Source organism: Arthrobacter sp. SLBN-83 (genome assembly GCF_006715285.1).
Lineage (GTDB): Bacteria > Actinomycetota > Actinomycetes > Actinomycetales > Micrococcaceae > Arthrobacter.
Window position 1 is genome coordinate 3,364,467 of record NZ_VFMX01000001.1, and the last position, 19,835, is coordinate 3,384,301.

Here is a 19,835-nt window from a genome sequence, read left to right on the forward strand (position 1 = left end):
ATGGGATTCAACTGGGAGCAGGTCCTCGGGACCAAGGGTGCAGACCTCTCCGACGCCTACGACCAGAGCGCCTCCGACGCGCTGTACCAGGACCACCCGAGCGCGGCTCCGCCAGCAGGTCCGGAAGACCCGGGCGATGAGGTCGTCGGCCTGCCGTTCGACGAGAGCTGAGCCTCCAAAAACTCCCACGCTGCGATGTCCGTTTTCGGACATAACCGCAGGTCAGCGCGCATGCATACTTAAGTGTGCAGTCCCCCGGGCGCGGGCAAGACCATGCTGGCAGAGCGACTGCCCGGTCTTCTGCCGGATCTTGGCGACCATGAGTCCATGGAGGTCACAGCCATCCACTCGCTGTGCGGCCTGCCGGCCTCTTCGGTGCAGCTCCTGCGCAGGCCGCCCTTCGAGAACCCCCATCATTCAGCCACCGCTGCAGCCATCATCGGCGGCGGCTCGGGCCTGCCCAGGCCAGGCGCTGCTTCCAGGGCCCACCGAGGTGTGCTCTTCCTTGACGAGGCGCCGGAATACGAACGGCGCGTTCTGGATGCCCTGCGGCAGCCGCTGGAGAGCGGTGAGCTGGTGATCCACCGGTCTGCCGGGACGGCAGCCTATCCGGCCCGGTTCCAGCTGGTGCTCGCCGCCAATCCCTGCCCCTGCGGCAAGGCATCGGGCAAGGGCCTGGACTGCACCTGTACGCCCATGATGCGCCGCCGGTACCTGGCCAGAATGTCAGGGCCACTGCTGGACCGGGTGGATATTCAGCTGCAGGTGGAGCGGGTGTCCCTGGCCGAGTTTGGACAGGCCGGCACGGAAGAGGACACGTCGTCCATAGCAGGCCGGGTGCTGGACGCCCGGGCCAGGCAGGCCGAACGCCTGCACTGCTTCGGCCTCGAAACCAACTCGCAGGTGCCGGGACGGGTCCTTCGCGGTGAACTTCGGCTCCCAGCAGGTGCCACCCGGATCCTGGACCAGTCCCTCGAGCGGGGAGTGCTGACCGCCCGGGGGTACGACCGGGTCCTTCGGCTTGCATGGACCCTGGCAGACCTGGGGCACCGGGACGCGCCGGACACAAACGACATCGGGCAGGCACTGGGCCTGCGGCAGGCTGCGGCGGTTGCGGCATGACAGGCGTGGCAGGACAGAACGGGCTGAAGAAGATGGGCGTGGAAGAGGAACCGGGCGTGAAAAAGGAATCGGCTTTGGGCGCGGAACGGGTAGCCCGGGCTGCGCTTTCACGGCTGATGGAGCCACAGGACACCGCCGGCCTGGCCCTCGTGCGGATCGCAGGGGCAACCGACGCCCTGCGGATCGCCACGGGCCAGGTGGCGGCAGGGCCGGACCTGGAGCGCGAGATCACCCTGCTGCTGGCAGACAGCGGCGCCGGCGAAAGCTGGGCGGGGCTGGCCGCCGCACTGAAGCGCTGGCAGCCGCGGCTTCCCGACCTTGCACCGGAACGTGATCTTGCCACCATGGCCCGCCTCGGTGGCCGCCTTATTATTCCGGGGGACGAGCTCTGGCCCGCCCAACTCGCGGACCTGGGAATCCAGGAGCCCATCTGTCTCTGGTGGCGCGGCCAGCAGCAGCCGTTACCAGCCATGGACAAGTGCATCGCCCTGGTGGGATCCAGGGACAGCACCAGCTATGGAGCTGCCGTGACAGGCGACCTTGCGTACTCGCTGGCGCAGCGCGGCTTTACGGTGGTATCGGGCGGGGCTTACGGCATCGATGCCCATGCACACCGGGCAGCGCTTGCCGGCGGCTCGTCCGCTGTCCCTACCATCGCCGTCATGGCAGGGGGAGTGGACCGCTTCTATCCATCCGGCAACGATGACCTGCTCCGGGCCGTGGCCAACCAGGGTGCGGTACTGGCCGAGGTGCCGCCGGGGTCGGCACCAACCCGCTACCGGTTCCTGCAGCGAAACCGGCTGATAGCTGCCCTCTCCGCTGTGACGGTGGTGGTGGAGGCACGCTGGCGCTCAGGGGCACTCAATACGGCCCACCACGCTGAAACCCTGGGCCGTGCCGTCGGCGCCGTTCCCGGATCGGTGCACAGCGCCAATTCCGCCGGCTGTCACCGGCTCCTTCGGGACGGCGGCGCCGTCTGTGTCACCGACGCCGCGGAGGTGGCCGAACTGGCCTCACCGAGCGGAACCGACCTGCCGGAACAGCGAACGGCGCAAGCTGCAGTACAGGACGGACTGACCCTGGAAGACCTGATCCTGCTGGACGCGCTGCCGCTGCGTTCCACCACTTCCGTGGAAAAGCTCTCGGCCGTGGCCGGCCTTGGCCAGGACTCGGTGCGGGCAGGACTGGGCCGGCTTGGGCTGCTGGGACTCGCCGTGTCCGAACGGGGCGGGTGGAAACGCGGCAAGGGATGACCGTGTCCCCCTGGGGCGGAGGCCATGCAACTGGGAAAGTAGGGGAGTGGAGAATGATGAACTGCCGATGGAGCTCGGCAAGGCCCTGGATGGCTTTGCCGGTTACTTGTCTGGGGAACGTGCGGTGTCGGCCCATACCCGGCGTGCCTACCTGGGCGATCTGCGCAGCTTCCTGTCCTACGCGGCATCGGAAGGCGCGGCAGCGCTGAAGGACCTTGAACTCGGAACGTTCCGCCGCTGGCTCGGCAGTCAAAGTTCATTGGGCGCCTCCCGGGCAACCCTCGCGCGCCGCTCTGCCACGGCCCGGACTTTTACGGCCTGGGCGCTCCGCGAGGAACTCCTCGACGTGGACCCTGCGCTGCGCCTGAAGGCACCCAAACGCGAAGGGTCACTGCCGGGTGTCCTGCAGGCCTCCCAGCTCACGCGTATCCTGGAGCGGCTCGAAATCTCCGCCATGGAGGGCGAACCCATGGCTGTGCGGAACCGCGCCATGGTTGAACTCCTCTACGCCACAGGCATCCGGGTGGGGGAACTCGTGGGCCTGGACGTCGATGACCTGGACCCGGACCGCCGGACGCTGCGGGTCATCGGCAAGGGCAACAAGGAACGCACAGTCCCGTTCGGAGTCCCCGCAGCCGTGGCCCTCGACGACTGGCTCCGGCGGGGGCGCACGGCACTGGCCAAGGAGACCAGTGGGCCGGCGCTTTTTCTCGGAGCCCGCGGTGGACGGGTTGACCAGCGCCAGGTCCGCGCCATGGTGAACATGCTCTTCGAGGCGCTGGGAGATACGTCCGCGACAGGACCCCACGCGCTCCGGCACTCTGCCGCCACCCATCTGCTCGACGGCGGCGCGGACCTTCGCGCCGTGCAGGAGATCCTGGGCCACAGCAGCCTGGCCACCACCCAGATCTACACGCACGTCTCGGTGGACCGCCTGCGGAAGAGCTATCAGCAGGCCCATCCCAGGGCCTGACCACCGTAGCTAATCGCACTGGCGTAATTCCATGAGGTACGGCACAATAAGAGTCACGTCCGGCAACTTTCAAGTACCGCTTGAAGCCCTTCGGGTTTCGCGCGGCGCGGCAAGCCCGGACACAGCTTAATCTGATACATCTAAATACAGGGAACCACCGCCGCGTTGAAGGGCATGGCAGTTCCATCCAGGCAGAGGTCGTTGGGGAAGACGTACCTAGAGCTATGGAGGATGGAATGTCTGTTGCAATGACCCGCGGTGTGCTGTTCGTTCACTCGGCCCCTACGGCGCTGTGCCCCCACGTTGAGTGGGCGGTGGGCGCTGTGGTGGACAAGCGGACGGACCTTGAGTGGACCGCTCAGCCTGCCGCGCCCGGAATGTTCCGGGCCGAGCTGTCCTGGACCGGCGCACCCGGTACGGGATCCAAACTGGCGTCCTGCCTCCGTGGCTGGGCGCATCTTCGCTATGAGGTGACCGAGGAGCCCAGCCAGGGCGTGGACGGCGGCCGCTGGTCGCACACCCCCGAGCTGGGGATTTTCCATGCCGTCACTGATGTACACGGCAACATCATGGTGTCCGAGGACCGCATCCGCTACGCGTATGAGTCCGGTGCCGGGGACCCCTCTGCTGTTTACCACGAACTCTCCCTCGCCCTGGGCGAAGCCTGGGATGAGGAACTTGAGCCGTTCCGGCATGCTGCCGAGGGCGCTCCTGTCCGCTGGCTCCACCAAGTGGGCTGACCGCCGTCGTCCTTTCCAGGGCGACTCCAGGGCGGCCAAAACCGCACCAACACCTCCATAGCACAAAAGGAGGCCCCGCCAATCGGCGGGGCCTCCTTTCGTATCCGGGGCAGTTGCCCCGCCGTGGCTACACGCTGCGGATGGCCACCACGGCGTTGTGGCCGCCGAAGCCGAACGAGTTGCTCAGGGCCACGATGTTTCCTGCGGGCAGGTCGCGGGCGGAGGTGACAACGTCGAGCGGGATTTCAGGGTCCTGGTTTTCAAGGTTGATGGTGACCGGCGCCTTGCGCTCATGGACGGCCAGGACGGTGAGGACAGCCTCCACCGCACCGGAGGCTCCCAGGAGGTGGCCCATCTGGGACTTGGTGGCGGACACGGCCACGTTGTCCACATGGGTGCCCAGGGCGGCACGCAGCGCGGTGTACTCGGGCTTGTCGCCCACGGGGGTAGAGGTGGCGTGCGCGTTCACGTGCACCACGTCTTCAGCGTGGATCCGGCCGTCGAACATGGCAGCCTTCAAGGCGCGGGTTGCGCCGAGCCCTTCGGGGTCCGGGGCAGTGATGTGGTATGCGTCCGCAGTGACCGACGTTCCAGCAAGCTCGGCGTAGATGCGGGCTCCACGGGCAAGAGCGTGTTCCTCGGCCTCGAGGACCAGGGCGCCGGCGCCTTCGCCCATGACGAAGCCGTCGCGTGCGGTGTCGTACGGGCGGGAGGCGCGCTCCGGCTCGTCGTTGCGGCGGGACAGTGCCTGCATGGAGGCGAACGCTGCCAGCGGCATGGGGTGGATGGCAGCTTCCGCACCACCGCACATCACCACGTCCGCCTTGCCGGAGCGGATAAGCTCCAGGCCAAGGTGCATGGCCTCGGTGCCGGAGGCGCAGGCGGAAACCGGGGTGTGCGCGCCGGCGCGGGCCCCAAGGTCGAGGCTGACGGCCGCGGCCACACCGTTGGGCATCAGCATGGGAACGGTCATGGGCAGCACGCGGCGCGGGCCCTTTTCCTTGAGGGTGTCCCACGCGTCCAGCAGCGTCCAGACGCCGCCAATGCCGGTGGCGAAGGCCACGGCAAGCCGGTCCTGGTCGATTTCCGTGATGCCGGAATCAGCCCAGGCCTCACGGGCGGCGATGACGCCGAACTGGGTGGAGGGGTCCATCCGCTTGGCCTCAACACGGCTCAGCACGTCGAGGGCCGGCGTGCTGCACCGGGCGGCGAAGTGGACGGGAAGCTCGTACTTGGCTACCCAGTCGTCCTCCAGGGTGCGGGCACCGGAGACCCCTTTGAGGGCGTTGTTCCACATGGTGGGGACATCGCCGCCGATGGGCGTGGTGGCACCCAGACCGGTAATGACTACTTTGCGTGTCATGGGATCACTCTTTCGTCGGTGGGGAATCCGGCTGCGTCCACCGCAGGGTCCCGCACATGTTGATGATCGGCCAGTCCCGGTCCGGGTACTGCGCCGGATAAATGCGGCGGGCTGCCGGCCCGGTCAATCCGGACCGGCAGCCCCGCCAAGCCGTAAGACGGCGAAAAGCCTGTGACTAGGCCTGTGCTCCGGCGATGAAGCTGACAGCGTCGCCAACAGTCTTGAGGTTCTTGACCTCTTCGTCCGGGATGCGGACGCCGAACTTTTCCTCGGCGTTGACCACGATGGTCATCATGGAGATGGAGTCGATGTCCAGGTCCTCGGTGAAGGACTTGTCCAGCTCGACGGCCTCCGGGGCCAGGCCGGTTTCCTCGTTGACGATTTCAGCCAGGCCGGCCAGGATCTCTTCGTTGCTAGCCATTGGTGGCTCCTTTTCTTGTATTGCCGGCAGGGGCTGCCGGAAACGGTCCAGGCCGCGGTTGCGGCCCTTGGGCGTATCTAGGGAAGGACAACTACCTGTGCGCCGAAGACCAGCCCGGCACCGAAACCGATCTGCAGGGCCAGCCCGCCGCTCAGTCCGGGGTTCTCCTGCAGGAGACGGTGCGTTGCCAGCGGGATGGAGGCAGCGGAGGTGTTGCCGGCTTCGGCAATGTCCCGTGCCACTGTAACCGTCTCGGGCAGCTTCAGCTTCTTCACCATCTCGTCGATGATGCGCATGTTGGCCTGGTGGGGGATGAAGGCCACCAGGTCCTCGGCTTGAATGCCTGCGGCATCGAGTGCCTGCTGGGCCACCTTGGCCATTTCCCAAACCGCCCAGCGGAATACGGTCTGGCCGTCCTGCCGGAGGGTGGGGTACAGTTCCTGGGCTTCTTCCAGGAGTGCGAGGTCGCCCGTGGAGTCGGACTGGCGGGCGGCGAGTCCCAGGTCGCGGACATCCAACAGGGAGCGGGTCATGCCAATGGCATTCCACTTGCTGCCGTCCGAACCCCACACCGACGGAGCGATGCCCGGGGTGTCGGAGGGGCCAATGACGACGGCGCCGGCACCGTCGCCAAGGAGGAAGGAAATGGTGCGTTCACGGTTGTCGATCACGTCCGACAGCTTCTCTGCGCCGACCACCAGGACATACTTTGCGGCTCCGGAGCGGACCAGGGCGTCGGCCTGGGCAATGCCGTAGCAGTACCCGGCACACGCTGCGGAGATGTCAAAGGCGGGAGCCGGAGTGGCGCCTATCCGGTCGGCCAGGCTTGCTGCGGCCGACGGTGTGGCGTAGGGGTGGGTCACGGTGGAGACAATCACTGCGCCGAGGTCCGGGCCGTCAATGCCGGCCTTCTCCATGGCTTCGCGCGCTGCGCCCTCAGCCATGTCGATCACGCTGACGTCCGCGGCAGCGCGGTGGCGGGTAATGATGCCCGTGCGCTGGCGGATCCACTCATCCGAGGAATCGATCCACTGGCATACGTCCTCGTTGGTGACGATGACGTCCGGCCGGTAAGCACCGAGGCCCACGATCCGGGTGTGCTCCTGGATGGGAGCTTGCTTCAGCGTGGGAACGCTCATGCGTTGCCCTCCAGTTCTGCGAAGAGCGCCAGCGCGGCGGAAAGGTCGTCGGGGGTCTTGACTGCGACGGTTTTGACGCCGGGCATTCCGCGCTTGGCGAGTCCGGCCAGGGTGCCTGCGGGAGCCAGCTCGATCAGCCCGGTAACGCCGCGCTTAACCATGGCTTCCATGCAGAGGTCCCAGCGCACCGGACGGGACACCTGGGCGATCAGGCTTTCGACGGCGGCCCCACCGTCGGTGACTTCCCCGCCGTCGTAATTCGACAGCAGGGGCACCTTCGGTGCCACGGGATTCAGCTGCGGAGCGAGCGCCTCCAGCGCGCTGACTGCAGGTGCCATGTGGCTGGTGTGGAATGCGCCGGCCACCTTGAGCGGAATGACGCGCGCCTTGGCGGGCGGGTTGTCGGCCAGCGCCTTGAGCTGTTCAAAAGTACCTGCGGCAACTGTTTGGCCGGCGCCATTGACATTCGCCGGCGCGGCGCCGGATGCCTCGATCGCGGCAAGCACCTCGGCCGGGTCGCCGCCCACGACGGCGCTCATGCCGGTGGGGGTGACGGCTGCCGCGGCGGCCATGCTGTTGGCGCGCTCCCGGACGAACGTCATGGCTTCCTGCTCCGTCAACACGCCGGCGAGGGCGGCGGCGGTGATTTCGCCAACAGAGTGGCCGGCCAGGATGACTGGAAGGGAGTTGAGTTCAACATCGAAGAGGGAAGCGGCGGTGACCAGGCCCGCGGCAACGATCAGGGGCTGCGCGACAGCAGTGTCCTTAATGGTGTCCTCGTCGGAGGTGGTCCCGTGGGCTATCAGGTCAATGCCTGCGATGTCACTCAGGGAGGCCAGCTGGCCTGCCACCGAGGGTAGTTCCAGCCAAGGGGCCAGAAAACCCGGGGTCTGCGAGCCCTGTCCAGGGCAGACTATTGCAAGCACGTAACCAGCTTTCCAAATTACTGTGTGATCCAGCGGTGTTTCACCGCACCAACCTCACGGGGTCAGGTTGTAGGAAGTCTACAATGCCTCAGGCCTGGTTCCGGGAAGCCTGCCGCTCCGTGGCGGCCTTGGGCGGGGCTGAAAGACGGCCCACCACCAGTGCCGCCTGCAGCACGAACGCCTCCCGAGGCAGCAGCGGGTCCCAACCGGTGACGTCGCAGACCCGCTTCAGGCGGTACCGGACGGTGTTGGCGTGGACGAAGAGTTCCCGCGCCGTGGCCTCCAGGGAATGGCCCAGCTCCAGGTACGTTCCCAGCGTTTCCACCAGGCCGTTGGATGCGGCCAGCAGCGGCCGGTAGATATTCTTTACCAGGGAGCGGCGGGCAGCGTCGTCTCCGGAAATAACCCGCTCCGGCAGCAGGTCATCGGCGGCCACCGGACGGGGCGCGGAGGGCCAGGCCCGGGCTGCGGTCAGCCCGGCAAATGCTGATTGGGCGGACCCGCTGGCCTCCAGGAGCGAGCTGGCCTCCGGGCCGTAGACCACGGGGCCGGGGGCAAACATGTCGCTCAGCTTCACGTAGGCCGTTTCGCGGTCCTGGACCCCGCCGAGGATGAGGATCAGCCGGTCGCCCTGGATCCCCACCAGCGCATCCTCGGCGTACCGTCCGGCCATTCGGCGCAACTCGCTCACGTAGCTGGCGCTGGGTTCGGACGGTGAATTGCCCACCATGACCGTGAACCGTTCCTGCGCCTTCCAGCCAAGCGCGGCAATGCGTGAGCGCAGGGCGTCGGTGTTTTCGCCCCGCAGGATCGCATCCACGATCAAAGCTTCCAGGCGCGTGTCCCAGGATCCGCGGGACTCGGCAGCCCTTGCGTAAACATCCGCGGCTGCAAAGGCAACTTCCCTTGAGTAGCGCAGCACCGCCTCGCGAAGGGATGGCTGGTCTGCCTCCGGTGCGATCACCGGAACCTGGTCTTCCACCACCTCCACCACGATCCTGATCAGCTGCAGGGCCTTCTGGAGGCTGATGGAACGGGTCAGTTCGGTGGGGGCGGTCCCGAATACATCGGTAAGGATCCATGACGGCGAGCTGGGCCGCTCATACCAGGTGACAAAGGCCGCGATACCGTTCTGCGCCACCATGCCCAGTGCAGACCGCTCGTCGGCGCTGAGCCGGCTGTACCACGGCAGCGACTGCTCAAGCTTGCGCATAGTGGTGGTGGAGAGTTGTCCCACATTCGCCCGGAGCTGCTTGAGGGTCTCGGACTTCTCCGGGGTGACCTTCGGCGCGGGCGGTTTCCGCTTCGAAGACGGGCTTGCTGGTGCTGGCATTCTTTGAGCATACGGCCACCGCCGCGCAAGCTCCATTTGTGCGAAGGCTACAATCCGCTTTGCGCTGGGTCACAGCCTTCCGGCCGCTTTCTAAACGAACGACGGCGGCCTTCACCTTGTGGGGTGAGGGCCGCCGTCGTTTGCTGCTGGTTCCGCTGTCCAACGGAAGGCTAGGCTTCGCCTCCGGCGTTGCCGGTGGTGCCGGCGTTGACGTTGAGCAGCTTGTACTTCTCGATCGCCTTCACCGGAGCGTCGACATCCACCTCGCCGCGGCGCGCCAGCATTTCGAGGGCACGGACCACGATGGAGTGGGTGTCGTTTTTGAAGTAGCGGCGGGCTGCGGCGCGGGTGTCGGAGAAACCGAAGCCATCGGCGCCGAGGGTGGCGAATTCGTTGGGGACGAATTGCCGGATCTGGTCCGGGACGGCCTTCATGTAGTCGGACACGGCGACGATGGGGCCGGTGGCTCCTTCGAGTTGCTGGGTGACGAAGGGGACGCGGGCGGGCTGGCCGGGGTTGAGGAAGGCTTCTTCTTCGGCGGCGAGGCCGTCGCGTCGGAGTTCGTTCCAGGAGGTCACGGACCAGACGTCGGCGGAGACGTTCCAGTCATCGGCCAGCACGCGCTGGGCTTCGAGGGCCCAGGGGACGGAGACGCCGGAGGCGAGGATCTGGGTGCGGGGACCGTCGATCTTTGCCGGGGCGAGCAGGTAGATGCCCTTGATGACGCCTTCGACGTCGAGGTTCTCCGGTTCTGCGGGCTGGATGATGGGTTCGTTGTACACGGTGAGGTAGTACATGACGTTTTTGTCCGTGGAGTTTTCCCCGTACATCCGTTCCAGGCCGGAGCGGACGATGTGTCCGATTTCGTAGCCGTAGGCGGGGTCGTAGGTGAGGACGGCGGGGTTGGTGGAGGCCAGCAGGGGGGAGTGGCCGTCGGCGTGCTGGAGGCCTTCGCCGGTGAGGGTGGTCCGTCCTGCGGTGGCGCCGATGATGAAGCCGCGGGTCATTTGGTCCGCGGCGGCCCAGAAGGCGTCGCCGGTGCGCTGGAAGCCGAACATGGAGTAGAACACGTAGACCGGGACCAGGGGGATGCCGTGGGTGGCGTAGGAGGTTCCGGCGGCGGTGAATGCTGCCACGGCGCCGGCTTCGTTGATGCCGGGGTGGATCAGCTGGCCCGCAGGGGACTCCTTGTAGGCCAGGACCAGGTCACGGTCCACCGACAGGTAGTTCTGGCCCTTGGGGTTGTAGATCTTCGCCGTCGGGAAGAACGCATCCATGCCGAAGGTACGGGCTTCGTCGGGGATGATCGGGGCGATGTGCTTACCGAAGTTCTTGTCCCGCATCAGGTCCTTGAGGAGCCGGACGAACGCCATGGTGGTGGCGGCCATCTGCTTGCCTGAACCGCGCTTGGCAACCTCGTAGGACTTCGCCTCGGGCAGCACGATTTCGGCGTGGGTGTTGCGGCGCTCCGGGACTGATCCGCCCAGCGCGGCGCGGCGCTCCATCATGTACTTGATTTCCGGGGCGTCGTTACCGGGGTGGTAGTACGGCGGCCGGTAGGAGTCCTTCTCCAGCTGCTCGTCGGTGACGGGGATCCGGAGGTGGTCGCGGAACTTCTTCAGGTCATCCAGAGTGAGTTTCTTCATCTGGTGGGTGGCGTTGCGGCCTTCGAAGTGGGGGCCGAGGCCGTAGCCCTTGACGGTGTGGGCGAGGATGACGGTAGGTTTGCCCTTGAATTCGGTGGCGGCCTTGTAGGCGGCGTAGACCTTGCGGTAGTCGTGACCGCCGCGTTTGAGGTTCCAGATCTGGTCATCGGACAGGTCCGCGACGAGGTCTTTGGTCTGCGGGGTTTTGCCGAAGAAGTGTTCGCGGACGAACCCGCCGGATTCTGCCTTGTAGGTCTGGTAGTCCCCGTCGACGGTCTCGTTCATGATCTTCACCAGGGACCCGTCGGTGTCGCGGGTGAGCAGGTCATCCCACTCCCGGCCCCAGACGACCTTGATCACGTTCCAGCCCGCGCCGCGGAAGAACGCTTCGAGTTCCTGCATGATCTTGCCGTTGCCCCGCACCGGGCCGTCCAGGCGCTGGAGGTTGCAGTTGATCACGAAGTTCAGGTTGTCCAGGTTCTCGTTCGCGGCGAGCTGGAGCAGGCCGCGGGATTCGGGTTCGTCCATTTCCCCGTCGCCCAGGAACGCCCAGACCTGCTGGTCGGAGGTGTCTTTCAGGCCGCGGTTGTGCAGGTAGCGGTTGTTCTGGGCCTGGTAGATCGCGTTCATCGGCCCGATGCCCATGGACACGGTGGGGAATTCCCAGAAGTGCGGCATCAACCGCGGGTGCGGGTAGGAGGACAGGGCATGGCCCTCGCGGGACTTCTCCTGCCGGAACCCGTCCAGGTCCTCCTCGGACAGGCGACCTTCCATGAAAGCGCGGGCGTACATGCCGGGGGAGGCGTGGCCCTGGAAGAAGACCTGGTCCCCGCCGCCGGGGTGGTCCTTGCCGCGGAAGAAGTGGTTGAACCCGACCTCGTACAGGGTCGCCGCTCCGGCGTAGGTGGAGATGTGGCCGCCAACGCCGATATCGGGCCGCTGCGCCCGGTGCACCATGACCGCGGCGTTCCAGCGCATGTACGCCCGGTAGCGGCGCTCGTATTCCTCGTTGCCCGGGAACTCCGCTTCCTGGTCCACCGGGATCGTGTTCACGTAATCGGTGGTGGTCACCATCGGCACACCCACGCTCTGCGCGCCCGCGCGCTGCAGCAGGCTCCGCATGATGTATTGGGCACGCTCGGTACCCTGTTCCCTGATCAACGCATCCAGGGACTCAACCCACTCGGCAGTCTCTTCCGGATCACGATCAGGCAGCTGGTTAGTCAACCCGCTGAGGATATGGGAGGTATCTTCTCCTGCAGCCACGTCCAACCTCTCTTTGCGCGCATGAATCGGCGCACTCAGGCCAGGCAGGGTGACTGCCCGGCGTATATACGCCGTGTGCGACGTATCGGTTACAACAGCCCGGTCATGTGTGCCGGACAGCTTCCTAGCGCTCCTATGTCTGCACGGAGTCACACGGTTGTCGTCCCGCAGGCATAGTTGTCACCAGCCACTCTAGCCCTGACAGCAAGCCGATGCGTAGCTGCGGCCCGGTGCTCCAGTTGTATTTCGTTCGTCATACTGTTTGTGTGGCAAAAAGCCCCTGCGGCGGGGTTGTCGCCGGGGATGTGACGCAAAATATGCGCAATCCCGGGGGCGGCAGCTTGAAGCACAGGCGCAAAGGGTGTTGGCTGGGAGTAATGGAAATCACTATGCACACCGCATATATGAGGTATTGGAGGAACACGTGAGCGAGGCCGACGCCGCCACTTCGGTAAATGTGGCGGAAAAATTGGGTTTCAAAAACGGGGATCTGATTCAGGAGTTCGGTTACGACGACGATGTCGATTTCGACTTGCGTGACGATATTGAGGACCTCACCGGTTCCGAGATGCTGGACGAGGACGACCATGAAGTGGCGGACGCCGTCATCCTCTGGTGGCGCGACGGCGACGGCGACCTGGTGGACAGCCTGGTGGATTCCCTCACCACCCTGAGCGAAAACGGCGTTGTGTGGGTCCTTACCCCCAAATCCGGCAGGGACGGATACGTCTCACCCGCGGACATCCAGGAAGCCGCACCAACCGCCGGCCTGCATGTCACCACCTCCGCCGGAGTCTCGAAGGACTGGAGCGCCACCCGCCTGGTCAGCAGGAAGAACAAATGACGGCAGCGGTTGATGCCGCTTCTGCAGCTGTCCCTGCGCTGGGAGCAACAGCGCCTGACTTTGAGCTCGCCAACCAGTACGGCGAGCCCGTGCGGTTGTCCTCCTTCCGCGGGCAAAACGTGGCACTCGTTTTCTATCCCTTTGCATTCTCCGGCATCTGCACGGGAGAGCTGTGCGAAATACGGGACAACCTGGGCATGTTCGAGGACTCGAAGGCAGTGGTCCTGGCAGTGTCCGTTGACAGCAAGTTCAGTCTCCGGGCCTATGCTGCGCAAGAAGGCTACACCTTCGACCTCCTCGCCGACTTTTGGCCACACGGAGCGGTCGCCGCAGCATACGGAGTGTTCGACGCCGGCAGCGGCATGGCCAAACGGGCCACCTTCATCATCGATTCCGAAGGCAAGGTCCGCTACAGCGTGGTGAATCCGCGCGGCCAGGCGCGCAACTTCAACGAGTACCGCACCGCCTTGGCGGACCTGAAGCAGGCCTGAGCCGCCATGCCTGGGCAGCGGCGGGGGACGGGCCTTACCGGGTTTGCCAGCATGCCGCCGGTGCCCCCTGCACCGCCGTCAGGGGAGGAGCTGGCGGTGCTGGTCCGGATCCGTGACCTGCTTGCCGGCGCCCCGTTCGCGCTGCTGACGGGTGCCGGGCTCAGTACCGACTCCGGCATACCGGATTACCGGGGCCCGGATTCGCCGCCCCGGTCGCCCATGACCTACCAGGAATTCGTCCGCCACGCAGAGAACCGGCGGCGTTACTGGGCCAGGAACCACATCGGATGGTCGCACATGCGGCACGCGGACCCCAATCAGGGCCACTACTCCGCCGCGGAACTGGAACGGCGCGGCTACCTTACCGGCCTGATCACGCAGAACGTTGACCGGCTGCACCAGGACGCCGGCAGCTCCAACGTCGTCGATCTCCATGGCAGGTATGACCAGGTCATCTGCCTTGACTGCGGGCGTACCTACTCGCGGCGGCTCCTAGCCGGTGTTTTCGAAGAACTCAACCCTGATTTCCTGGAGCGGGCTGCAGCAACCGGCTTGGTGGAGATGGCGCCGGACGCCGACGCCACCGTGGAGGATCAGGCCCTCATTGACAGCTTCGTGGTGGCGGTTTGTCCAGCGTGCGGCGGAACCTTGAAGCCAGACTTCGTCTACTTCGGGGAAAACGTCCCCAAGGATCGGGTTGAACGCTCGTACGCCATGGTGGATCAGGCAGCTGCCCTGCTGGTTGCCGGTTCGTCCCTGACGGTCATGAGCGGCCTGCGGTTTGTCAGGCACGCCGCCAAGGAGGACAAGCCAGTGGTCATTATTAACCGGGGTGCCACCCGGGGCGACGACAGGGCAACCATCAAGCTCGAGGCGGGGGTCAGCCAGGCGCTGCAGTACCTTGCGGCTGAACTTCCCTCCCTTTAGTCGCGGTTCCGTCCCGATTCGCGTTTCCGGCCTCCGGTCCGGTAGAGTCTATGTTCGTTGGTTGCGGCGGAACGGCCGGAATCAACGCGTTTTGGGTCTTTAGCTCAGCTGGTAGAGCGCCACGTTTACACCGTGGATGTCATCGGTTCGATCCCGGTAGGACCCACCAGCAAAACCCCGTTGCCCCCCCTTGCGGAGGCAACGGGGTTTTTTCTTTTCACCCCTCCTGGCGCCATTGTCTGACCCTTGCCATAGGTTGCAGCAATGGAACACGTCATAGTGCACACAGACAGCGACGGAATGCCGACGGCGGTGCTGAGCAGGGGCAGGGAATGGGCCGTGGGTGCCGAGCCGGTCAGATGGTTCGAGCGCGTCAACTGGTGGGAAACCAGCCGCCGGATGCCAAAGGGCAGCGGCGGCGTGGACGTCGAGGTCCTGCAGCTGCAGGTCAGGCTGGGAAACAACAGCAGGTCGGCCCTGGCCACCATGTACCTGCAGCGCGACGGCGTGGGAGGCGGGTGGCAGCTGAGGGAATCCGCAGCGGGGGCAGCCTAAAGGCTCGCTGCCATGCTGGCTGGTTCAGGGCATTGGAAAACCCTCCACCGCGACTATTGGGGGATGCCGCGGGGGAGGGCCTGGGATGAATATACCGTGAACTGCCGGAAACAAAAAGCTACCCGCGATTCATGACACAGCCGGGGCCCTTGGGGCATGGGACCGGTGCTTTGCCCACAGCAGAGGGTGGCGCGTCATTGCCTGACGGGGATGAACACCCGAGGCTGCTGCGTCCAGGTATCGGCCATCTGGGACATCGTGCGGCGCATGATCCGGTCGGACGCTTCCCGGGCGGAGGCGGCGTCGCCCCTGGCGATCGCCTCCGCCACGTCCTCATGCCACTGCAGCGCGGCCTGGTGAGGGTGGTCCGGCATCAGGCCGTGGACAGTACGGCCTGTCAGCGTTTCGGCCACCTGACCCATGAGGTTGGCGAACATCTCATTGCCCGAACCCGAAAGCAGCAGCGAGTGGAACCGGATATCCAGTTCCAGGAAGCGGGCAACCTCCCCATTGTTCCCGGCCTCCCGCATTGCGCGGGCAACATCCACGAGCTCCATCCGCAGCTGCGCCGGGGCGTTCTGTGCTGCCAGTTCTGCAGCCGCCGGTTCCACCGCGGCCCGCAATTCGGCAAGGGAACGCAGCTGCGCGCCGCGGGCGTCGCTGGCCAGCCGCCACCGGATTACCTGCGGGTCGAAAGGATTCCAGCGGCTTGACGGCAACACCCGGATGCCCACCCGCTTGGTGGTTTCCACCAGCCCCAGCGACTGCAGGACCCTGACTGCTTCCCGGATAACCGAACGGGAAACCTTCAGCTCATCCTCGAGTTGCTCGGCGAGCATGACGTGGCCGGCAGGGAGGTCCCCCGAGATAATCCGGGTGCCAAGGTTTTCGATGGCACGGTGGTGGAGGCTGCTGGTCATGCTGCTAAGCCTAGTTGTTGGAAGCCCCGCGTCTGCCAGCTGGAAGTGCGCAGCCGGACCTCCGCAGCAGAGACCAGGGCGGGAGTCCTAGACTGGCACCGACACAAACCGGTTCCATGACGCGGACGTTACTTTCGCGTCACCGCCAGAATATATATGCTTTATTCGGACCCCCTGATCTGCCCCGGTGGCTTCCCGCCATGGAAGCCTGCAGCCGAGGCGAACAATGAATTGGAGTTATTGATGTCTGCACACATCGGTGTCACCGGCCTCGCCGTCATGGGCGCCAACCTGGCCCGTAACCTGGCCCGCAACGGGTTCACGGTTGCCCTGCACAACAGGTCGGTGGAGAAGACGGACGCGCTGCTGGAAAAGCACGGTTCGGAGGGTGACTTCATCCGGACCGAGACCCTGCAGGAACTGGTTGACTCCCTGGAGAAGCCGCGCCGGGTACTTATCATGGTCAAGGCCGGCAAGCCTGTGGACTCCGTCATCGAGCAGCTGGAGCCGCTGCTGGAGCCGGGCGACATCATCATCGATGCCGGCAACTCCCATTACGAGGACACCCGCCGCCGGGAAGCGGCGCTGGCCAAGAAGGACCTGCACTTCGTGGGCGTCGGTGTCTCCGGCGGCGAGGAGGGCGCACTGAACGGCCCGTCCATCATGCCGGGCGGTTCGAAGGAGTCCTACAAGGCCCTGGGCCCGCTGCTGGAGAAGATCTCCGCAAAAGTCGACGGCGAGCCCTGCTGCGCGTGGATCGGCACCGACGGTGCAGGACACTTCGTCAAAATGGTCCACAACGGCATCGAGTACGCGGACATGCAGGTCATCGGCGAAGCCTTCGACCTGCTCCGTTCCGGCGCAGGCATCGAGCCTGCCGAACAGGCCAAGATCTTCTCCGACTGGAACAAGGGCGAGCTGTCCTCCTTCCTGATCGAGATCTCCGCCGAGGTCCTGGGCCACGTTGACGCCAAGACCGGAAAGCCGTTCGTCGACGTCGTCGTTGATGCCGCCGGCCAGAAGGGCACCGGCCGCTGGACCGTCATCTCCGCCCTGGAACTCGGCTCGCCGGTATCCGGCATCGCCGAATCCGTTTTCGCACGCGCCCTCTCCTCCCAGGCCGCGCAGCGCAAGTTGGGCCAGGAACTGCTGGCCGGCAACGAGGCCACCGTCGAGATCCCGGAGACGTTCGTGGAGGACGTCCGCCAGGCCCTCTACGCCTCCAAGCTGGTTTCCTACGCCCAGGGCCTGGACATGCTGACTTCCGCCGCCAAGGAATACGGCTGGGACCTGAAGCTGGACGAGATCGCGTCCCTGTGGCGTGCCGGCTGCATCATCCGCGCCGAGCTCCTCAAGGACATCACCAAGGCCTACGCCGCTGACGAGAAGCCTGCAAACCTGCTGTTCGCCCCGGCATTCACCAAGGCCATCGCCGACGCCCTGCCGGCTTGGCGCCGTGTCGTCGCCACGGCCGTCCGGCTGGGCATCCCGGTCCCGGTGTTCTCTTCATCGCTGGCCTACTACGACGGCCTGCGCCGCAAGCGCGTAGCCGCCGCCCTGATCCAGGGCCAGCGTGACCTGTTCGGTGCACACACGTACGGACGCATCGACACCGAAGGCACCTTCCACACCCTGTGGGGCGAGGACAAGTCCGAGGTTGAAGCGGTGGACACGCACTAGCAGCCGCTGCCGCAAAGCAAAAGGCGGGCAGTTCCCCGGTTTCCCGGTGGAACTGCCCGCCTTTGTCAGTGCTCAGAAACGGGTCAAATCCGGTATTCGATGTCGTACTCGGCCGGATCCACGGCGGGCTTGGTTTCCCGCTGCGCGTCGCGGTGCCGCCATTTGGCAGGGACGCCTGTAACAATCGACTCCGGCGGCGCGTCCTTGACCACCACCGCGTTGGCGCCTATGGCACTGTCGCGGCCAATGGTGATGGGCCCCAGGACCTTTGCTCCCGCACCGATGGTGACCCGGTCGCCGATCGTGGGGTGCCGCTTGATCCTGGCCAGGGAGCGGCCACCGAGCGTCACTCCGTGGTAAATCATCACGTCCTCGCCGATCTCGGCGGTCTCGCCAATCACCACGCCCATGCCGTGGTCAATGAAGAACCGCCGGCCAATGGTGGCGCCGGGATGAATTTCGATACCGGTCCAGGAGCGCCCCAGCTGGGACAGGAGCCGTGCCGGGAACCGCAGGGCCGGGTTCTGCCACATGCGGTGGGTCAGCCGGTGGATCCAGATGGCGTGCAGGCCGGAATAGGCGAAAAAGTTCTCAAAAGAACCTCGAGCCGCCGGGTCGTGGGACCGGGCGGCGTCGAGGTCTTCCTTCAGTCTTGCGAAAAAGCCCACAAAGTTCTTTCTACAGGAAACGGGCGGACAGCGGACTGATCAGCCGCGGATGTCGTCATAGAGCACGGTGGAGATGTAACGCTCACCAAAGTCGCACACCACAGCCACGATCAGCTTGCCCGCGTTTTCGGGGCGCTTGGCCAGTTCCAGCGCGCCCCAGACGATTGCGCCGGAGGAGATACCCCCCAGGATGCCCTCCTTGACGCCCAGGTCACGGGCCACACGGACAGAATCCTCAAGAGTGGCGTCCAGGACCTCGTCGTAGACGCTGGTGTCCAGCAGTTCCGGGATGAAGTTGGCGCCCAGGCCCTGGATCTTGTGCGGGCCCGGGGCGCCGCCATTGAGGATGGCGGAGTCCTTCGGTTCCACGGCCACGATCTGCACGCCGGGCTTGCGCTCCTTCAGGACCTGGCCCACGCCGGTGATGGTTCCGCCGGTGCCGATGCCGGCAACGAAGATGTCCACGGCGCCGTCGGTATCGGCCCAGACCTCCTCAGCGGTGGTCTTGCGGTGGATCTCCGGGTTGGCTTCGTTGGCGAACTGCTGCGCCCAGATGGAGTTCTCGGTGTTGGCTACGATCTCCTGGGCCTTTTCGACGGCGCCGCGCATACCCTCGGATCCCGGGGTAAGGACGATCTCGGCACCGAAGGCGCGCAGCATGACCCGGCGTTCCGTGGACATGGTCTCAGGCATGGTCAGGATGACCTTGTAGCCGCGGGCAGCACCCACCATGGCAAGGGCGATGCCCGTGTTGCCTGACGTTCCTTCGACGATGGTGCCACCGGGCTTCAGGGCGCCCGACTTTTCAGCGGCGTCGATGATGGCAACGCCGATGCGGTCTTTGACGCTGTTGGCCGGGTTATAGAACTCCAGCTTCACGGCAACGGTGGCGTCCAGCCCCTCGCTGAGCCGGTTCAACCGAACCAGCGGGGTCCCGCCGACCAGTTGCGTCACATCGTCATAGATCCGTGCCATGTACATACGCCTATCTCTAAGGGGTGAATACTGAGGTCAGCCTAACGAGGCCGTGAAACGGTGGCTAAGCGTTAAGCCATGCAGAGTAATATTTCCGGGCCTTGGCCAGCTTAGGGTTGATGATCACCTGGCAGTACCCTTGCTCCGGGTGTTTGGCGTAGTAATTCTGGTGGAATTCCTCCGCCACATGGAACCGGGGCAACCGGCTGACCTCGGTAACGATGGGATGCGGCCACAGCGCCTGGTTGCGTTCGATCGCTTCCTCAAACAGGATCTTCTCCTCGTCGGTTTCGTAGAACATCGAGGAACGGTACTGGGTGCCCACGTCGTATCCCTGGCGGTTCAGGGTGGTGGGGTCGTGCAGGGCGAAGAACATATCAAGTACGACTTCGGCAGGGATGACCTCCTCATCGAAGGTCACAGCCACAACCTCGGCGTGCCCGGTGGTTCCGCTGCAGACCGAGTAGTAGTCGGGCTCGGGATCATGGCCACCGGTGTAGCCCGATACCACCGAGGTCACGCCCCTGGTCTTCTGGTAAACGGCGTCAAGGCACCAGAAGCACCCTCCGCCCAGAACAAAAGTTTTCATGACC

The 19,835-nt window shown here is 65.3% G+C and carries 19 protein-coding genes, 1 tRNA gene and 1 pseudogene; 11 read left to right on the forward strand and 10 right to left on the reverse strand.

Translation table 11 applies throughout. The annotated features are described in order from the left end of the window. The 5 genes and pseudogenes from FBY30_RS20720 (at position 1) to FBY30_RS15755 (ending at position 4,088) form a co-directional block, all read left to right on the forward strand. Entirely contained in the window at positions 1 to 171 is a 171-nt protein-coding gene (locus FBY30_RS20720) for a hypothetical protein (RefSeq protein WP_156400141.1), read from the forward strand. A gap of 81 nt (positions 172 to 252) precedes the next feature. Next, positions 253 to 1,122, forward strand: a pseudogene (locus FBY30_RS15740) (YifB family Mg chelatase-like AAA ATPase); the annotation flags it as partial. 32 nt (positions 1,123 to 1,154) lie between these two features. Continuing rightward, positions 1,155 to 2,375, forward strand: a complete 1,221-nt coding sequence (dprA, locus tag FBY30_RS15745) for a DNA-processing protein DprA (RefSeq protein ID WP_142135319.1) — start codon at positions 1,155 to 1,157, stop codon at positions 2,373 to 2,375. 46 nt (positions 2,376 to 2,421) lie between these two features. Next, positions 2,422 to 3,348, forward strand: a complete 927-nt coding sequence (locus FBY30_RS15750) for a tyrosine recombinase XerC (RefSeq protein ID WP_200830702.1) — start codon at positions 2,422 to 2,424, stop codon at positions 3,346 to 3,348. A gap of 236 nt (positions 3,349 to 3,584) precedes the next feature. Beyond that, the gene (locus FBY30_RS15755; protein ID WP_142133572.1) at positions 3,585 to 4,088 is read left to right on the forward strand and encodes a DUF3145 domain-containing protein; all 504 of its coding nucleotides are present in this window, start codon (positions 3,585 to 3,587) and stop codon (positions 4,086 to 4,088) included. A 127-nt stretch (positions 4,089 to 4,215) separates the two neighbouring features. Here the strand turns inward: FBY30_RS15755 and fabF are convergent, their stop codons facing one another. From fabF to aceE, 6 genes are all read right to left on the reverse strand, one after another. After that, positions 4,216 to 5,451, reverse strand: coding sequence for a beta-ketoacyl-ACP synthase II (gene fabF / locus FBY30_RS15760; protein ID WP_142133573.1), 1,236 nt, complete (start codon positions 5,449 to 5,451; stop codon positions 4,216 to 4,218). Between the two features lie 175 nt (positions 5,452 to 5,626). Then, the gene (locus FBY30_RS15765; RefSeq protein WP_009359314.1) at positions 5,627 to 5,872 is read right to left on the reverse strand and encodes an acyl carrier protein; all 246 of its coding nucleotides are present in this window, start codon (positions 5,870 to 5,872) and stop codon (positions 5,627 to 5,629) included. Positions 5,873 to 5,949: 77 nt separating this feature from the next. Beyond that, positions 5,950 to 7,011, reverse strand: coding sequence for a beta-ketoacyl-ACP synthase III (locus FBY30_RS15770; RefSeq protein ID WP_142133574.1), 1,062 nt, complete (start codon positions 7,009 to 7,011; stop codon positions 5,950 to 5,952). Continuing rightward, complete coding sequence (locus FBY30_RS15775; protein WP_200830703.1) at positions 7,008 to 7,937, reverse strand: ACP S-malonyltransferase; 930 nt, start codon at positions 7,935 to 7,937, stop codon at positions 7,008 to 7,010. Before FBY30_RS15775 ends, FBY30_RS15770 begins: the two co-directional genes overlap by 4 nt. A gap of 88 nt (positions 7,938 to 8,025) precedes the next feature. Beyond that, positions 8,026 to 9,270 (reverse strand): PucR family transcriptional regulator, encoded by a 1,245-nt coding sequence (locus tag FBY30_RS15780; RefSeq protein WP_142133576.1) that lies wholly within the window; start codon positions 9,268 to 9,270, stop codon positions 8,026 to 8,028. 170 nt (positions 9,271 to 9,440) lie between these two features. Next, positions 9,441 to 12,182, reverse strand: coding sequence for a pyruvate dehydrogenase (acetyl-transferring), homodimeric type (gene aceE, locus FBY30_RS15785; protein ID WP_142133577.1), 2,742 nt, complete (start codon positions 12,180 to 12,182; stop codon positions 9,441 to 9,443). Positions 12,183 to 12,606: 424 nt separating this feature from the next. Between aceE and FBY30_RS15790 the strand changes: the two genes are divergently transcribed. The 5 genes from FBY30_RS15790 to FBY30_RS15810 all read left to right on the forward strand — a co-directional run bounded on the left by FBY30_RS15790 (position 12,607) and on the right by FBY30_RS15810 (position 14,999). Next, positions 12,607 to 13,026, forward strand: coding sequence for a DUF3052 domain-containing protein (locus FBY30_RS15790; RefSeq protein ID WP_142133578.1), 420 nt, complete (start codon positions 12,607 to 12,609; stop codon positions 13,024 to 13,026). After that, positions 13,023 to 13,517 (forward strand): peroxiredoxin, encoded by a 495-nt coding sequence (locus FBY30_RS15795; protein WP_142133579.1) that lies wholly within the window; start codon positions 13,023 to 13,025, stop codon positions 13,515 to 13,517. The genes FBY30_RS15790 and FBY30_RS15795 overlap by 4 nt, the downstream gene beginning before the upstream one ends. Positions 13,518 to 13,523: 6 nt before the next feature. Then, positions 13,524 to 14,444, forward strand: coding sequence for an NAD-dependent protein deacetylase (locus FBY30_RS15800; protein WP_142133580.1), 921 nt, complete (start codon positions 13,524 to 13,526; stop codon positions 14,442 to 14,444). Positions 14,445 to 14,537: 93 nt separating this feature from the next. Further along, positions 14,538 to 14,613, forward strand: a tRNA-Val gene (locus FBY30_RS15805). A 95-nt stretch (positions 14,614 to 14,708) separates the two neighbouring features. Continuing rightward, positions 14,709 to 14,999 carry a hypothetical protein gene (locus FBY30_RS15810; protein WP_200830704.1) on the forward strand — a complete coding sequence of 97 codons (291 nt, stop codon included), beginning with the start codon at positions 14,709 to 14,711 and terminating at the stop codon, positions 14,997 to 14,999. Positions 15,000 to 15,193: 194 nt separating this feature from the next. On the opposite strand, the gene FBY30_RS15815 is transcribed toward FBY30_RS15810, so the two are convergent. Then, positions 15,194 to 15,919 carry a FadR/GntR family transcriptional regulator gene (locus FBY30_RS15815; protein WP_142133581.1) on the reverse strand — a complete coding sequence of 242 codons (726 nt, stop codon included), beginning with the start codon at positions 15,917 to 15,919 and terminating at the stop codon, positions 15,194 to 15,196. A 243-nt stretch (positions 15,920 to 16,162) separates the two neighbouring features. Here FBY30_RS15815 and gndA point away from each other — a divergent pair, with 243 nt between their 5' ends. Beyond that, a complete protein-coding gene (gene gndA / locus FBY30_RS15820; protein ID WP_142133582.1) occupies positions 16,163 to 17,599 on the forward strand; it encodes an NADP-dependent phosphogluconate dehydrogenase in 1,437 nt (478 codons plus the stop codon). A gap of 83 nt (positions 17,600 to 17,682) precedes the next feature. On the opposite strand, the gene epsC is transcribed toward gndA, so the two are convergent. From epsC to msrA, 3 genes are all read right to left on the reverse strand, one after another. Further along, on the reverse strand, positions 17,683 to 18,267 hold the full coding sequence (gene epsC, locus FBY30_RS15825; RefSeq protein ID WP_142133583.1) for a serine O-acetyltransferase EpsC: 585 nt from the start codon (positions 18,265 to 18,267) through the stop codon (positions 17,683 to 17,685). A gap of 39 nt (positions 18,268 to 18,306) precedes the next feature. Next, entirely contained in the window at positions 18,307 to 19,242 is a 936-nt protein-coding gene (cysK, locus tag FBY30_RS15830) for a cysteine synthase A (RefSeq protein WP_142133584.1), read from the reverse strand. A gap of 64 nt (positions 19,243 to 19,306) precedes the next feature. Then, positions 19,307 to 19,831, reverse strand: a complete 525-nt coding sequence (gene msrA, locus FBY30_RS15835; protein ID WP_142133585.1) for a peptide-methionine (S)-S-oxide reductase MsrA — start codon at positions 19,829 to 19,831, stop codon at positions 19,307 to 19,309. Positions 19,832 to 19,835 lie beyond the last annotated feature (4 nt).

What these genes read in the sequence shown, in the direction of transcription:
- FBY30_RS20720 (WP_156400141.1), top strand. Translation starts at nt 1, where the DNA reads ATGGGATTCAACTGGGAGCAGGTCCTCGGGACCAAGGGTGCAGACCTC.
- dprA (WP_142135319.1), top strand. Translation starts at nt 1,155, where the DNA reads ATGGGCGTGGAAGAGGAACCGGGCGTGAAAAAGGAATCGGCTTTGGGC.
- FBY30_RS15755 (WP_142133572.1), top strand. Translation starts at nt 3,585, where the DNA reads ATGTCTGTTGCAATGACCCGCGGTGTGCTGTTCGTTCACTCGGCCCCT.
- fabF (WP_142133573.1), bottom strand. Translation starts at nt 5,451, where the DNA reads ATGACACGCAAAGTAGTCATTACCGGTCTGGGTGCCACCACGCCCATC.
- FBY30_RS15765 (WP_009359314.1), bottom strand. Translation starts at nt 5,872, where the DNA reads ATGGCTAGCAACGAAGAGATCCTGGCCGGCCTGGCTGAAATCGTCAAC.
- FBY30_RS15770 (WP_142133574.1), bottom strand. Translation starts at nt 7,011, where the DNA reads ATGAGCGTTCCCACGCTGAAGCAAGCTCCCATCCAGGAGCACACCCGG.
- FBY30_RS15780 (WP_142133576.1), bottom strand. Translation starts at nt 9,270, where the DNA reads ATGCCAGCACCAGCAAGCCCGTCTTCGAAGCGGAAACCGCCCGCGCCG.
- FBY30_RS15795 (WP_142133579.1), top strand. Translation starts at nt 13,023, where the DNA reads ATGACGGCAGCGGTTGATGCCGCTTCTGCAGCTGTCCCTGCGCTGGGA.
- FBY30_RS15800 (WP_142133580.1), top strand. Translation starts at nt 13,524, where the DNA reads ATGCCTGGGCAGCGGCGGGGGACGGGCCTTACCGGGTTTGCCAGCATG.
- FBY30_RS15810 (WP_200830704.1), top strand. Translation starts at nt 14,709, where the DNA reads ATGGAACACGTCATAGTGCACACAGACAGCGACGGAATGCCGACGGCG.
- FBY30_RS15815 (WP_142133581.1), bottom strand. Translation starts at nt 15,919, where the DNA reads ATGACCAGCAGCCTCCACCACCGTGCCATCGAAAACCTTGGCACCCGG.
- gndA (WP_142133582.1), top strand. Translation starts at nt 16,163, where the DNA reads ATGTCTGCACACATCGGTGTCACCGGCCTCGCCGTCATGGGCGCCAAC.
- cysK (WP_142133584.1), bottom strand. Translation starts at nt 19,242, where the DNA reads ATGGCACGGATCTATGACGATGTGACGCAACTGGTCGGCGGGACCCCG.
- msrA (WP_142133585.1), bottom strand. Translation starts at nt 19,831, where the DNA reads ATGAAAACTTTTGTTCTGGGCGGAGGGTGCTTCTGGTGCCTTGACGCC.